This is a genomic window from Parapedobacter tibetensis, from assembly GCF_024704835.1.
In the GTDB taxonomy this organism is placed as follows: Bacteria; Bacteroidota; Bacteroidia; order Sphingobacteriales; family Sphingobacteriaceae; genus Parapedobacter; species Parapedobacter tibetensis.
Genome location: NZ_JAMXBE010000002.1, coordinates 421,922 through 436,850, shown reverse-complemented (window position 1 = coordinate 436,850; position 14,929 = coordinate 421,922). Strand labels below are relative to the sequence as shown.

Sequence of the window (14,929 nt, the reverse complement as noted above, 5' to 3'; positions counted from 1 at the left end):
AACTTATTTTTAAGTTAAGCAATCTTTCTTAAAAACCAAATTTTTCTGCTAATTTTCAGTTTTGTAGCATATCATTGACAGCTGCCATCCTTTTGAAGCCCTTGCTTTCCTTTCAATGACTCGGTTTCAAAGCTGGATCTAACAAAGTTGATACGAAGTAGGTGTTTCCCCCAGCTTTTTGCCCGCAGTCCGTAAACATTTATTTACTTTGTATGGATACTAAAATAAATACTGCCGTTTCATGCGACTTTTCATTTATACCATGCTCTGCTTTTGTTGTTCTAATCTTGCTTTTTCACAACAACATACTATCAATGGGGTCGTTCGTGATGCAGGCGATAACAGTCCGTTTCCGAATGTGACAGTCCGTCTCTTGAGCGCTACGGATTCATTGCTGGTTCAAGAGATGGTGACACATTCCGATGGCTCTTTTGATTTTGAAGACATCCGTGCAGGTGGCTATATCTTGAACGTGCAATACTTGGGGTATGAAACAATAGAAAAGCCGGTTGAGGTCAATCGCCATATTGATGTTGGTGCACTGTATCTTAAAGCGGGCGCAAGAATGCTTCAGGAAATCACCATCAACGCCCGCATCGCCGTAGGTGAACAGAAGGGCGACACCACGCAGTTTAACGCCGCTGCGTTTAAAACCATGAAAGATGCCAGTGCTCAAAGTTTGATTGAAAAAATGCCAGGCATCAGAACGGAGGATGGCAGCATCCAAGCGCAGGGCGAGAATATCGTACAAATCCTCGTTGATGGTAAACCGTTTTTCGGAACAGATGTCAAAGCTGCACTGCAAAATTTACCTGCTGAGATTATTGAAAGCATCCAGGTGTTTGACAAGATGAGTGATAAAGCTGAACTGAGCGGATTTGACGATGGTGAACGGGAAAAGACCATCAACATCATTACCAAGCCCAATAGCAGGAAAGGTGTATTCGGAAAGTCGTCAGCCGGGTATGGCAGTGCCGATCGGTATTCGGTAGGGGCTGGTGTTAACGCTTTCAATGAAGATCAACGGATCACGATAACCGGCTTGACTAACAACATCAACGCGATGGACTATTCTGCCGATCCCAACAGCCAAGGCGAAACGCACCCACAAAACGGCATCATCAATACCAACCGCATCGGGATGAATTTCAGTGATGATTGGGGGGAGAAGATTGAAGTCAATGCCAGCTACCTCTTCAACCACCGGAAAAACGTAGGCGAAGCTTCGTTGATCAGGGAGTATGTGCTGCCTGATGACGATGGACAGGTCTATACTGAATCGAGTAATAATACACGTAGGAATGTGGAGCATCAATTCAATATGCGTTTCGAATACAATATTGACAGTAACAACCGAATCTTAATACGGCCAAATTTTTCGACACAAGCAGACAGGGAAAACACGTATTTTAGTGGGAATACAGTGTCAGCAAATGGCCCTGTCAATCAAACAGAAAATGGTTTAGTAGCCCATAATACTGATATTGATTTTGACAACCGGTTGTTTTACAGCCGGCGATTGGGGAAAAAAGGTCGAAGCCTTACGGTAGGGCTCCATACAGGCAACTACAGAAATGATGACGATGCCGATAGGCAAGCGAATAATGTGTTTTACGATCCCGAGGAACGTGAAGAAATAATCAACCAGCATACGACGCGGGCCCGCAAGGGCTTTTCTTGGGAAACGGACCTCTCCTATACCGAACCAATCGGTAGAAACGGAATCATCGAGCTTGAATATGAAATCGGCAACAATAACAATGATTCAGACAAGCTAACCTATAACATCGATGATTTAGGCGGTGAGGGCACTTCAAGGCATCTCGATACCGCATTGAGCAATACGTTCAACAGCACGTACCTGTCGCAGGAAGCTGAAATGGGCTACCAATACCGACTGGAGAAACTCCGTGTACAAGTGGAGGCGGAATTTCAGCATACCCAGTTGAAAAACGATCAGGAATTTCCTAGCCCGTTTATCTTGGAGCGAACATTCAAAAGCCTATTGCCATCAGTCCGGGTAGACTATGAATTCACGGACTCCAAGAATTTAGAATTCGATTACGATGCCCGAACCAATACGCCGTCTATTGGCGATTTACAGGGAGTCATTGATAACTCCAACCCCTTGCATCTCCGCACAGGAAATCCGAACCTCGACCAATCATACAGCAATAGGTTGCGGCTGCGGTACCGAAGTTACAGTCCGCAATCAGCGCAGAGTTTCTTTGCCCATATCCAATCGTCATTCACTGCGAACAATGTAGTCAGCAGTACCACGATCGCCGAGGAGCCCACGGAAGTTGCCGAAGGCATTGTTCTAGAACGTGGTTCACAGCTAACCCGGCCGGTAAACCTCGATGGATATTGGGACCTGCGGTCGTATTTCAATTACGGCATACCCGTTCGCTTTATCCCTTCTAATTTCAATATCCATGGTGGTATCCGTTATAGCCATAGCCCGGGGATGATTAATGAAGAAGTAAACGCGGTAAACTCGATGCATTATAGCGGTGGCTTATCGCTAAGCAGCAACATAAGTGACCGTATTGACTTCAATATCTGGACTCGCTCAGCCTATAATACCGTTAGAAATTCGCTCCGTCCGGCATTGAGCAACAATTATTTCAACCAAAGTACGCGCATCAATTATAACTGGATCCTTTGGCAAGGCCTCGTATATCGGCTGGATATCAACCATCAGCTTAACACCGGGCTTTCCGAAGGCTATGACAATAGTATCTTGCTCGTAAACATGTCCATCGGGAAAAAATTGCTAAAAAGCGAATGGGCTGAAATCAGCCTGAATGTTTATGACCTATTGGGGCAGAACAATAATATCCGGCGCAACATTAATGAAGCTTATATCGAAGATTCCCAATCCAATGTACTACAACGGTACCTCATGCTATCGTTTACATACAATATCCGTCATTTTAGCAGCGGCACCACAATGGATGATTATGATACGCTGCATAATAATTAGTCTAGTCGCCGACACACGATCATGCATGGCGACCATGTCCAAATAATCGGTGAAATTGCTATCAGTTTACGGCAAAATATAATTCTTCATGGCGAACTGCTCTTCAAAGCCTAGTTTTTCATACAATCCTTTACCCATGGCTGACGCTTGCAGACACGCATAATCGTATCCCAAATTAAATGACTGATTTAAGAGCATTTTCATGATTTCTTCGGCAAAGCCTTTTCTTCTCATTCTTGGAATAACGCCAACTCCATGGATTCCATAGACTGTATTGTTACTGTATGCCATGGCCGTCCCTATCGGTTCGGTTTCACCGTAAATTAAATAATATGTTATTTCTTTACGGGTGTTGGCAAGGATGTCTCTACTAATGCGATAACCAAAAGATTCAGGATAAATACCTGCCCATATTTTTTCTTCTACGGGAGTGGACACAGATTTGATCGTTATGTTGTTTTTCAAGGGAAACAATTGGTTTAATTTAAGCGCCATGCCCACTTGTTCAGATGCTATTTTAAAACCTTTCTTTTCTAATTCATGATAAGAATCGCTTTGATAAACATCCCAATAGGGTATGGTAAGTGGGATTTCGCTTTTGGAAATAAAGTGAAACGCCGCTTCAATGGAATCCTGCTTGGGTTCCTGATCAAACCACAACCTGTTTGGCCAATCGGAATGATCCAGTCGGCAATAATGAAAATCCGGCGTTTTGAAATAGGCTTGAAACGGAGTGGCTGCGGCTCTCCAAAAAGAAACTAGATTGTCTATATTATCTTGATTGTTCATTTTAAATTGATTAATAAAACTCCGGTGATCATTGATATAAGTCCTATGACCCTTTTTAGGTTAATGGGATCTGACGGAAAGTTAAACCATCCAAAATGCCCTGCGATTACAGCAAAAACAAGTTGGCCGCATAACCCGATTGAAATCATTGTGGAAACTCCAAGCTTTGGAATGGTGTAGTAATACAAGCTGATACCCAGCACACAAAACAAGCCTCCGGTAAACCATAAATAAATGGGAATCTGCCTGATCGTTTCACGGCTGGGGAGGTCTTTCATCGTAAATAAGACAATAACCAGCGCGAAAACCGTACTGAAAAAAAATGCCAAAGCCGATGCCAAAAGCGGATTTTTCAGCTGGACACCCAGCTGTGCATTATACGTTCCTTGTGCTGCCAGGAATATTCCCCCGACAAAAGCTAATACGGATAAACTTAGTTGGCTCATATCAGATTTCCTCAAAAAGTGTTTCCATTGGCTTTCTCACTTTTGGCAACCATTGCGTTGCGTCTTCAGCCGATCGGTAACCAATCGGGGCGATCACAGCGGCGTTTAATCCTAATGAAGTAAGCCCTAAGATCTCGTTATACGCTTCCGGCTGAAAACCTTCCATGGGGCAAGCGTCTATTTTCAGTTCAGCACAGGCGGCCAATAAATTTCCCAAAGCCAAATAGGTTTGTTTTGCCGTCCATTGTGCTAACTCGATTTCCGATTTTCCGTTGAGTGCTTCCATCAATCCGGTAGCGTAATTTTTTACCTTTTCTGGAGAAAATCCATGGGTTTTTGCTTTTAAATATGAAAAACTTTCAATGTGTTCATATGCTACGGTTGAAAAATTACAGAACACCATAAGGTGTGAGGCATCCGTAATTTGACTCTGGTTCCAAGAAGCTTTTTTTAGCGCTTCTCTTATTTTTTTGTTTTCGATAATCAATACTTTATACAATTGAAAACCATAAGAAGAAGCCGATAACTGGATCGCTTCCTTAATTTTTCCCAAATCTTCCCCGGACACTTTACGTGTGGGGTCAAACTTTTTTGTGGCATAACGCCATTTTAAATTTTCTAATAAATACATATTTTCCCTGTTTTAAAATTGATTTTTAACAGGGGCTAAATTACAGGCTGTAATTTCCTAAAACATGTACATATGTTGATGTTGCTTATTTTTTTAGATTTTTTCTTATTCGGCTCAATTGTGTGGGGGTAATGCCCAAATGTGACGCTATATGAAGTTTAGTTATCCTTCGGTCTATATCCGGGTGTTTTTGCAATAGTTTTTGATAACGCACTGTCGCATTTTCCATGACTAGTGAGATTTCCCTTTGTTCTTTTTCTATCACCCATATTTTTTCCAAATAGGCTATATAATACCGTTTCAGATCTTCGTTTTCAAATATGAGCTCGCGGTATTTTTTATAAGGGGCATAAAGTAAAATACAGTCTTCCAAAGCCTCCAGGGTAAACTTTGAAGGAGTTTGCTCCAGCAGGGACGCTGTTGATGCGGCTATATTGCCTTCCATAAAAAGATTCTTATTGTAACTATTCCCATCCATGTCTGAAAAGTAAGCGCGTAATGCACCTTTACAGATATAGTATATGTTTTTAGCTGTCGTGCCTTCCTGAAGCAGGACTTCCCCTTTTTTTAATGTTTTAAACTGACTGATTGAAACAACCTTTAACCAGGATGTTTCAGAAATAGGAGCGTAGGAATCAAGATAGGATTTAAAAGCTGTAATGTAATTTTCGGTCTTCTCTGTCATAATAACATAAATATATGAATTAGGGGTTAAGAATTGGTTTTAAAGCAAGAATACCCGACATATAAGCCTCCCGTAATCTAAGTAACTTACAAAGTTATTTGCCATTATGCCATATTTTATTTACTTTCATAAATTCTATCTTGAAAAAGGCGTATTAAAAGAAGCTCATATTGCTTTTCATAAAAATGGACTTTCATAAATAAAGCAAAGTTAACTTTTCTCTATTTTTATTTTGAATAAAGTATGAGAAACATTAAAAAATCTGATATCAGCGTTGCGCTGTTAATTTCAACTTATAATAACAGCAACTATTTAGACCAGGTGTTTAGAAGCATTTTCCGGCAATCGGTAAAACCAAATGAGATTGTAATAGCGGAAGATGGAAAAGATCCAGAAACGTTTGCGCTAATAACCGCCTTCAGAAAACAGCGTGACATTCCAATAATGCATGTTCGACAGGAAGATCTAGGATTCCGAAAATCCTTGATATTAAACAAGGCCGTTAAAAAGATTACCGCTGATTACATTATTGAAATAGATGGCGATATTATTTTAAATAGTTTTTTCGTTGAAGACCATTTAAGGTTCTGTAATCCCGGCATATTTATTCAAGGGGGGAGAGTTTTAATAGGTGCCGATAAAACAGCAGAAATCCTAAAAGGGGCTTCTATTAATATCAATTTCTTTACCGCGGGCATCAAAAACCGAATCAATACGCTAAGATCCCTCTTTTCAGCTAAATTATTTTCTTCAAGCACTACATTTTTATCAAGATCCCGTGGATGCAACATGGCGTACTGGAAAGCAGATTATATTAAAATAAATGGCTATAACAATGATTTCATCGGCTGGGGCCTGGAAGACAGTGAATTTTCACAACGTTTAATAAATGCGGGTATTAGGAAGAAAAAAATAAAGGGCGCAGCAATATGCTACCACCTTGATCATGAAATTTATTCAAGAACTAACTTTATAAACAACACGATACTTTTTGACAAGACCTTCAATGAAAAAACGTTCTATTCAACAAACGGTTATAAAGAAGCGCAATATATTAAATAGCAGAGACTAGTCTATTCATTTCCATCAGTTTATGAGCTCTTTAATTGCTAATCATCTGGTTAAACTTTCTGAGGGTATATCTGTTATTATATGCACTTTTAATGGCGCCCTAAAACTTAAAAGTACTTTAGACCACTTAATGAAACAAAAAACAGACCGTTTATTTTCGTGGGAAATTCTATTAATTGATAATAGTTCTACAGATAATTCTTTAAAAATAGCAAAGACATATTGGGCAAAAAAGGCACCTCCAAATATTAAACTTACAACAATTGTAGAAACATCAGCTGGTAAATACTATGCCCTGCAGCAAGGAATATCACATGCTAATTATGAGTTTTTTGTAATATGTGACGATGACAACTGGCTACATGAAGACTATCTTTTATCTACCTTTAATATTTTAAAAAACAATCCATCTATCGGCGCAGTTGGGGGTTATGCAACAGGTGTTACAGACGCTGCCGAAGGGTTTCCAAATTGGTTTTCTAAAGTTTGCGAAGGCTATGCTGTAGGGCCTCAATGCAAGCAAACGGGATATGTATCACCAAACGGGCATCTATGGGGAGCAGGTCTTGCATCGAGAACCTTGTTATATCGTGAAATATATAGCAATTGGCCTTCATTATTATTAAAATCAACGTTTAGCCAAGTGATGACAACTGAAGATACTGAATTTTGCTATCGATTAACTTTAGCAAATTACAGACTGTATTATGATGAAAGCATGAAATTGTCTCATTTTATACCGAAGGAAAAACTAACAATCGCATACAAAACATCCTTATACGCGAATTTTATTGACTCACGGCACATATTATCACAGTATCAGCTTGCAATTAAAATAACAAGATGGAATAATAAACATCATTATTTAAAAATAACACATTATTTCTTTATTAAATTGGGTTGCTACTTAAAATTACGCGTTTATAAGAAAAAAAAGAACATTGATAGACAGAGACTGCTGCTTAATTGGTTAAAAAAGACAGGTGGGAATAGGCAAGATTTTTTAATAGATAAGATATTAAGAAAGGCTTCTAGTCCTCATCTTTCGAGATTACGTCACTGAATGGAAAAAGGTATTTCGGTTATTATTTGCAGCCATAATGGCGGTTCTTACCTAAAAGAGACACTATCTTTTCTCAATAATCAAGTGGTTCCTTCGAACTTAAAATGGGAATTGATTTTTGTAGATAACGCAAGCACCGATAACATTGGTCAGCTCGTAAAAGAAGAGTGGAAAGCTGAAGTCCCTTTGTGTATATTAATTGAGCAAACCAAGGGCAAATACTACGCACTTCAAAAAGGTATACAAGCCGCGAAATATTGTTACTTCGTTATCTGTGATGACGATAATTTTCTTCAGCCCGATTACCTCGCAATAGCTTTCGAAATAATGGAAAGCGATGAGCAGATCGGAGCATTAGGAGGGCTGTCATTGCCAGCGATTGAAGGACAATCCCCTCTTCCTTCTTGGTTTGATCGAGTAAAAGAGCACTACGCTATCGGGCAGCAAAACCCTTTTAACGGCATCGTACAAGCGAAACACTTGTGGGGGGCGGGATTGTGTTCCAGAACCAAACTTTATAATGACCTATATGCTCATTACCCAAGTTTATTAATAGATCGTCACTTGGACGCTAAACTTATAGCTGAAGACACTGAATATTGCTTAAGATTGCAACTCATCGGATACACGCTCTATTATTCGGATCAACTTTTACTATATCACTATTTACCATCCAATAGATTAAATAATGACTATTTAAAGCGACTCATGTATAATAGGGATGTTTCATTTCCTGTGCTTGAGAAGTATTACATTTTTTTAAAGGTCTATCAATCTTCTTTATTAAATAGGTTTAGGCTATTCATTATTTCACCGTTGAGATATCTGCTATCGTTAAATAAAAAAGGTAGAAGAAGACAATTAATTATTCTTAAATGTCTTCTTCTACCTTTATCCTTCAAAGATCAGGAGTTACATATCATTCACGAGATATATCATTCTAGGTGCAGATTTTTATATAACTAGATTAAACTGCTTTTATGACCAACTCCTATGTAAAACCGCTTATTAGTATTATCATCGTAACGTATAATGCATCGAAATACATTGAAAGGTGTCTTAAAAGTATTTTAGCATTGAACCTAGACTCGAAGCAATTAATAATAATCGATGGAAAAAGCACCGATAATACATTAGAAATTCTTAAAACATATCAACGGGATATCGACGTCCTGATCTCGGAGCCAGATTTAGGGATTTATGATGCCATGAACAAGGCGCTCCGTTATATTGAGGGACGTTGGGTATATTTTATGGGAGCAGATGATCAACTATTGGCCTCTTTTAATCAGCTAATACCTTACTTGCAAAAGGAAGATAGTATTTACCATGGGAATTGTGTGACCGATCATAAAAAACTTGGAGGCTTTTATACGCCATATTTCCTGACTAAGGATATTATCTGCCATCAATCAATTTTATATCCCGCTATCGTATTTAAAAAATACCAATATCAACCAATATACCCGGTTTTGGCTGATTATGTGCTAAACATGCAATGTTGGGGTGACCCATCATTGAAAAAAGAATATGTGCCCATTGATATTGCCTATTATGCATTGCAGGGCTACTCTTCTTATACAACAGATTATAAATTAAAGAAAGACAAATCATCGCTTATTAGGAAATATCTAGGTTGGAAGATCTATCTCCGTTATCGTTTTCGGAAATTTAAAGCCTATTGGAAAGGAAATGCTGACACCTTTTAATACTATATCCCATATCGTTCAACTGAATATACTATAAATAACGATCCGCTCTTATTTTATTCGGCAGTTTGATGTCTTAATATATACTGACATTTTCTTATAAACCTAGAAGAAAGATCATCTCTAGAATAAAAAGCATGGTATATCGCATTATTGTACGTAGTTCCTAATCCGAATTTTGGGTGTTGCTCATCATACAAATCCCACATTTCTTCCTCAATATCAGTGGGCCACCAATACCTTATATTACCATCATTCTTCCGTATTTCGTTCGTCAAATTTTGTCCTGCATCCATCAGGTCGGTCATTCGCATATCCGGATAATGGAGCTTCTTTAGGTATGTTGTAGAAATTGCGAAAAAGAACGGTGAAACATACAGGTTCTTTCCTTCATCAAGGTGATTAGCCGTTTGAGCAGCGCCAACAATTGTGCTCGGCTTTATAAGATCTTTCAGCAACATGTGGAGCCACTCCCTATGTACAGGTATACAATCTATATCAAAAATAATTAGATAATCAGTATCCGTAACCGTCCTACAAACATGGTTTAAAAAATCACCATGATTGAATTTATTATTATAAAGCTGGTTGATGCTGTAACCAAAGCTATTGAAAACTTTCTGCTGATATAAAGGTACCTCCGCATTGACTAAATGATTGTAAAATGAAAAAATTTTAAATACTGAATGTTGTTTGCTTTTTTTTAGTTGCCCGATCATATGTTATTGTTTGTATTGATGCGCTTTGAAGTTTATCTCATCTGTTGGCAAGAAAGATTTTTTTTATAACAGCAGTTACCGGATCCTTAGCCTTAAAAGGTGAAACGTAAAAAGCAATCAACTTTTCCAATGCTAGTTCTCGCGTAGATAAGCCAAGCTTTATCATGGATATTCGAATAGGCGAAAGCAAAAATAATCGCATCCTACTTTTATTCCTTACCTTGTCTTTTACCCTCAAAGCTGCATCATATTTATCAAGCACTAACCCCGCCTGTTCGATCCCCTCCAATAACCGTTCTCGGTAAGCTATCGTTAAACGCTCTTTCGGTATAAAATGATGTAAAATTAATCGTTCATCATAATACAATTTATAGCCAGTCAATAGCAATCGTTTACAATATTCAAAATCATCTCCCGTAGTTAATATATTGCCATTCCTACCGTTGAGAAGTGAGGGATATTCATTCGAGAACATCTTGAGATATAGCGACTTCCTTGTCACCAATCCAGCGCCTAGTACAAACCCTCTATTTGTCACTTCCATCGAAGTTTTAGCGGGTATCCCTAGCGCATATTTATCTTTATACGCTTCAAACCAATCGGGATAATCTACGGCGTTAGTAACGGGCAAACTCTGTCCGCCGCCGGCGCCAAAGTGTATACATTTTTCAATCATCCGAATCGAATTGTGAACATAGTGTTCCTCCAGCCGATTATCGTCATCACAAAAAATTATATATTCATAAATAGATTCGGAGACTCCCTTTATTCGCGCAAAAAACTGCCCGGCTTTGTCTTCGTTGATTATTTTTAACGATACTTGTTTTGCATTAAATTGGGTTTGGTAACCTTTCGCTACGGATAACGTATGATCTGTAGAAGCATTGTTAACAACAACCACTTCCCATAAATAATCAGAAGGAACTTTCTGGTGTAAAAGATGCTCCAGCGTGTTAGGTAATCGCTCGCCACTATTGTAACAGCAAATGACAACAGACATACCATAAGTAACATTATTTTGGGCGTTTTGATAATCCTTCATGATCGGTCCCTTACGTTAACTTTAACATTTTGATGATTTTATTCAAAGGCCACGGAATACTTTTCTGCAAAACTAAATATACGCCCGCATGTAGTCCAATAAACTGCGCTAGCGCGAAAAATTGATTTTCGTTTCCTGGTTTCTTAACCTGCCTTATCCTTTTTAAAATTTGCATTATTATTTTTCGCAAGGCTAATCGTTGCTGCAAAATGGATTCCTTCTTATATGGAAACACCTGTGTTAAGCACAATTTATAACAAAAGCTGGTGCCAAACGCCAATCGAATTAAGTATGATCGATTAGCTCTTTTTTCGGGAATAATATGTTTTAAGGCCAAAGATGGCGAAACGCCTACTGAATAACCTTGTCTGATACAGAGTAGAATCATCTGTGTATCTTCACCACTACTGATTTCCTCACCTTTCCTACCAAGAAGGGTGAAAACTCCCTTTTCAGCAAGCGACACATATTCTTTAAGTATAAAACTAGCTGTACATAAACCGGTGCCGTATGGGTAAGATGATTGCCATTCGTCGACTGCATCGTAAGCGATCTCTTTTTCGTGCCTCTCTTGAAATGCTACACGGGCATATTCTTCCAAGGATGGGCTAATTCCATCGATAAAGTCAACAGTAATTTCTCCCGGGCCCCAAGCAGCTACCTGCGGGTAATCTCGGTTTAAATCTTTTAATACCTGAAGGTAGTTCCCTGCTGGTTCATTATCGTAATCAAAATAAATAATATGTTGACCTCGAGACATTTTTATACCTGCAATTCGCGCATATTTTACACCTTGTTCTTTAACCTCAATAACACGCATATTGTTTATTAATTTACAGTACAAGGCTACATAATCCAGTGTTTTTAGCGGTATGTTGCTATTGTTATCCACCAATATTACTTCTGCAGTAAGGTTATGTAGGTTGAGGTTAACGACCGCATCTAAGCATCTTCTCAATAAACGACTGTCTGGATTATAAGCACAGATTACAATCGTATAATCAATAGGTGCAACTACTTCAGGCATACTTAATGGTTTGAATAGTACAATAAAACAATCACCTCTATTTTTTAAACAATTTTTTAAACCATCTTTTAACTCGTCTGCGTAATAGCTCGTCTTTCTTAATATTCATCCTTTTTTCGCTCAATTTAAACTCCTTTTCAAACACCTGCCTGTCGGCTTCCTTTTCCGGAATAAATGATGTTGGATGTGTAATTGTTTCCAGATCTGTCGTAACTGCATTCGCAAAGGTACTGCCTACGTCAAATGTATGCGTTGCATCCTCACCGAAACCAATGTTAGAAATTAAGTTATGGTTTGGCACTACACATAATGCGTATTCAACAAAATTTAAAAAATGAAATTGATAATCCCAAGTATCAATAGCTCCACGTTTTACTTGCTCAAAAATCGTTAACCATTCGCTAAGCAGAAGCTCATCTGCAAACATTTTTTTGAGTAGGGTAGCTGCCTCTTGTACGCTATAATTGGATAAACTCACATCGTATTTCTCCCAGGTCCTCCGCCAACTTGCCCAGCCCCAAATATCGCTTCGTTGGGAAAAATAATAACTAGCGGTTCCCCAGCTCTCCTTGTTATGGTGATTAGAACCCGTTATAGATCCGACTCTTTGATCATACCTATAATGCTCAAGCATTACATCACAAAACCTAAAGAACGATTGGTTGGGCAAACAATCATCTTCTAAGATTATCCCCTCCTCCTCATTTTCAAAGAACCAATCTATCGCAGTTGAAACCCCTATTTTACATCCTAAATTTTCAGTTCGAAATAACGTGCTAACCGTACATTCCCAATTAATTTTGTCAATAATGGATCTAGCTTTTTGACATTTTTCAATCTCTCCTTCCACCTTAGCCCTCGGGCCGTCCGCTGCAATATATAGTTTCCTTGGTTTTGCACGGCTTATCTGTTCAAATACTTTTCCCGTATAAATAGGCCTGTTAAAGATTAAAAGCAGGATCGGAGACTTTACTTTATAGTTGACCATCTTCTATGTTTTATAGAATAATCTATCTACATGCTGTTAATATACTTACTCCAAAACTTTGTATATCGCGGCCATGCATGACAACCTAAAGGTAAGTCGTTATTGTTCATCTCAAGCAGCTTTTCGGGGTTAACTTCGAAACTGAACCTCATTGCTTGCAGGGGATTAGCTACCTTGAAACTGGGATATATTATTGGTAATAATCGCGAAAGTAATACATCTTCATTAAAATACCCACCTCTCATATATCCAATAAAATGATCATTTATAAAAAGCTCATAATATCTCCAGTTAACCTTTTTTAATATGCTTTTAAAGAATGGCAGTTTGCGAATAAAAAAGAATTGAAGCTTCCATTTCTTCCTATATTTTGAAAGAACTGTTAGCCCCTGAATACACGCCTGAATGTTTCTCATAGAAAAGCCGGAATTCCCACCTTGAATAAACAACGATTCTGTTGTGGCATCTGCGTAACCTTCAAAAAATGGTGCCCCAGTGTAATCGTAGTCAAAAACATTGATGCTTTCAAACTCATTACTGAATATGTAGGCATCCAATTCGTACGTAAGTAAATATTGAAATCCATCGAATTTTTTATAAAAGTTAATATCGACTTTTAGTCGATTGTAATCTTGAACGCTTTTAAAATATAAAGAAGAAAGAGGCATAGGAATTAACCCAGGAAACATCGTTAAGTGTTCCATCGGCGTTATGTGTTCAGGGTATACCAAATAACAATTGAGACGATTTAACAGATTGCTACAGGCTTCCAATGAGATTTTTTCAGTAGGAGACAACGTGCTTTTATGAATTGGTATAATAACGCAGAGTTTGTCTTTCATAATCTAGAAGTAAAAGATGATAAGTTACAATTTAGATTGCGTGCAATACACATATTTCATTAATCTTAATCCTGAATGCAATGTTAACTTAAACATAATACGGTCTTAAATTTAGAATTAATTTTGAAATAACAAATAGAATAGCTTACCTTGCTGTAAGGTTATGTTCAGATAGCCAATAAAGCTTCATCCAAGTATAATACTAATTACCAACACTATGAAAAATATTTTCCCTTTTCTTATCGTCATTTATTTGGCGAGCTGTACAAGTCCACAAAAAAGTGAGAACAATAGTCAGGACAGTGTTCAACATATAGAACAAAGCGCTACTTTGAGTAAAACAACGGAGTTAGCAGGCACCTATTCTTATGGTGAAGATCCTGAAAAAGAACCAACAGGCAATATGATGATTTACCCCAAAGATGATACCACGGTATTGTTCAATATTGACTTAAATGTTGGCCCTCCTTCTTATAATTCAGGGCAGTTATTTGACACCTTAACCATAAAGAACAATCAGGCCATTTATTATAAAAAAGAAGATGGAAGTGATAATGGCTGTAAATGGCAGATTGATTTTCTTGGAGATGCTATAACAATCAAGACCTTAGACAACGCGTACGATTGCGGTTTTGGAGGTAATGTATTTGCAGATGGTACGTATAACGTTTCAGATCATCAGATTCCAGTATATTTTATTACCATGGAAGGTGATACGACCTATTTTAACAAGTAAATCACACCATATTGGGCGTGTTTCAATAAGTTAACAAGGCCATAATTATCTTTACTTATTTGCCTAAATGACAAAATCATGACAAATAATGAAATTATATTACTAAGTTTGTGATAGAAAAATATCGTAGCTAACGCTACGCCACATATATCTATCTACTTATCTATCTGTCTACTTATCTGTCTATCTACTTAT

General features: G+C 38.0%; 15 protein-coding genes. 6 read left to right on the top strand and 9 right to left on the bottom strand.

The genetic code is table 11. From position 1 onward, the window contains the following. Positions 1 to 241 precede the first annotated feature (241 nt). Positions 242 to 2,986 carry an outer membrane beta-barrel protein gene (locus tag NF543_RS04360; protein WP_257666887.1) on the top strand — a complete coding sequence of 915 codons (2,745 nt, stop codon included), beginning with the start codon at positions 242 to 244 and terminating at the stop codon, positions 2,984 to 2,986. A 66-nt stretch (positions 2,987 to 3,052) separates the two neighbouring features. Here the strand turns inward: NF543_RS04360 and NF543_RS04355 are convergent, their stop codons facing one another. The 4 genes from NF543_RS04355 to NF543_RS04340 form a co-directional block, all read right to left on the bottom strand. Continuing rightward, positions 3,053 to 3,775: a GNAT family N-acetyltransferase gene (locus tag NF543_RS04355; RefSeq protein WP_257666886.1), complete on the bottom strand. Its 723-nt coding sequence runs from the start codon at positions 3,773 to 3,775 to the stop codon at positions 3,053 to 3,055. Continuing rightward, the gene (locus NF543_RS04350; RefSeq protein WP_257666885.1) at positions 3,772 to 4,221 is read right to left on the bottom strand and encodes a DMT family transporter; all 450 of its coding nucleotides are present in this window, start codon (positions 4,219 to 4,221) and stop codon (positions 3,772 to 3,774) included. Before NF543_RS04350 ends, NF543_RS04355 begins: the two co-directional genes overlap by 4 nt. A 1-nt stretch (position 4,222) precedes the next feature. After that, a complete protein-coding gene (locus NF543_RS04345) occupies positions 4,223 to 4,852 on the bottom strand; it encodes an NAD(P)H-dependent oxidoreductase (RefSeq protein WP_257666884.1) in 630 nt (209 codons plus the stop codon). Positions 4,853 to 4,937: 85 nt separating this feature from the next. Continuing rightward, entirely contained in the window at positions 4,938 to 5,537 is a 600-nt protein-coding gene (locus NF543_RS04340) for a Crp/Fnr family transcriptional regulator (protein ID WP_257666883.1), read from the bottom strand. A gap of 243 nt (positions 5,538 to 5,780) precedes the next feature. Between NF543_RS04340 and NF543_RS04335 the strand changes: the two genes are divergently transcribed. The 4 genes from NF543_RS04335 to NF543_RS04320 are packed head-to-tail and all read left to right on the top strand — an operon-like array spanning position 5,781 to position 9,380. Continuing rightward, positions 5,781 to 6,599, top strand: a complete 819-nt coding sequence (locus NF543_RS04335) for a glycosyltransferase family 2 protein (protein WP_257666882.1) — start codon at positions 5,781 to 5,783, stop codon at positions 6,597 to 6,599. Between the two features lie 31 nt (positions 6,600 to 6,630). Next, the gene (locus tag NF543_RS04330) at positions 6,631 to 7,671 is read left to right on the top strand and encodes a glycosyltransferase family A protein (RefSeq protein ID WP_257666881.1); all 1,041 of its coding nucleotides are present in this window, start codon (positions 6,631 to 6,633) and stop codon (positions 7,669 to 7,671) included. Then, the gene (locus NF543_RS04325; RefSeq protein ID WP_257666880.1) at positions 7,672 to 8,637 is read left to right on the top strand and encodes a glycosyltransferase; all 966 of its coding nucleotides are present in this window, start codon (positions 7,672 to 7,674) and stop codon (positions 8,635 to 8,637) included. Between the two features lie 14 nt (positions 8,638 to 8,651). Then, a complete protein-coding gene (locus tag NF543_RS04320) occupies positions 8,652 to 9,380 on the top strand; it encodes a glycosyltransferase (protein ID WP_257666879.1) in 729 nt (242 codons plus the stop codon). Positions 9,381 to 9,436: 56 nt separating this feature from the next. Here the strand turns inward: NF543_RS04320 and NF543_RS04315 are convergent, their stop codons facing one another. From NF543_RS04315 to NF543_RS04295, 5 genes are read right to left on the bottom strand one after another with little or no spacing between them, the layout of a single operon-like run. Then, positions 9,437 to 10,099 carry a glycosyltransferase family protein gene (locus NF543_RS04315; RefSeq protein WP_257666878.1) on the bottom strand — a complete coding sequence of 221 codons (663 nt, stop codon included), beginning with the start codon at positions 10,097 to 10,099 and terminating at the stop codon, positions 9,437 to 9,439. 37 nt (positions 10,100 to 10,136) lie between these two features. Next, on the bottom strand, positions 10,137 to 11,141 hold the full coding sequence (locus NF543_RS04310; protein ID WP_257666877.1) for a glycosyltransferase: 1,005 nt from the start codon (positions 11,139 to 11,141) through the stop codon (positions 10,137 to 10,139). Positions 11,142 to 11,151: 10 nt separating this feature from the next. Continuing rightward, positions 11,152 to 12,168, bottom strand: a complete 1,017-nt coding sequence (locus NF543_RS04305) for a glycosyltransferase (RefSeq protein WP_257666876.1) — start codon at positions 12,166 to 12,168, stop codon at positions 11,152 to 11,154. Between the two features lie 37 nt (positions 12,169 to 12,205). Then, a complete protein-coding gene (locus NF543_RS04300; RefSeq protein ID WP_257666875.1) occupies positions 12,206 to 13,156 on the bottom strand; it encodes a nucleotide-diphospho-sugar transferase in 951 nt (316 codons plus the stop codon). Positions 13,157 to 13,182: 26 nt separating this feature from the next. After that, complete coding sequence (locus NF543_RS04295; RefSeq protein WP_257957431.1) at positions 13,183 to 13,860, bottom strand: DUF5672 family protein; 678 nt, start codon at positions 13,858 to 13,860, stop codon at positions 13,183 to 13,185. A 355-nt stretch (positions 13,861 to 14,215) separates the two neighbouring features. Between NF543_RS04295 and NF543_RS04290 the strand changes: the two genes are divergently transcribed. Next, positions 14,216 to 14,734, top strand: a complete 519-nt coding sequence (locus NF543_RS04290; protein WP_257666873.1) for a hypothetical protein — start codon at positions 14,216 to 14,218, stop codon at positions 14,732 to 14,734. Positions 14,735 to 14,929 lie beyond the last annotated feature (195 nt).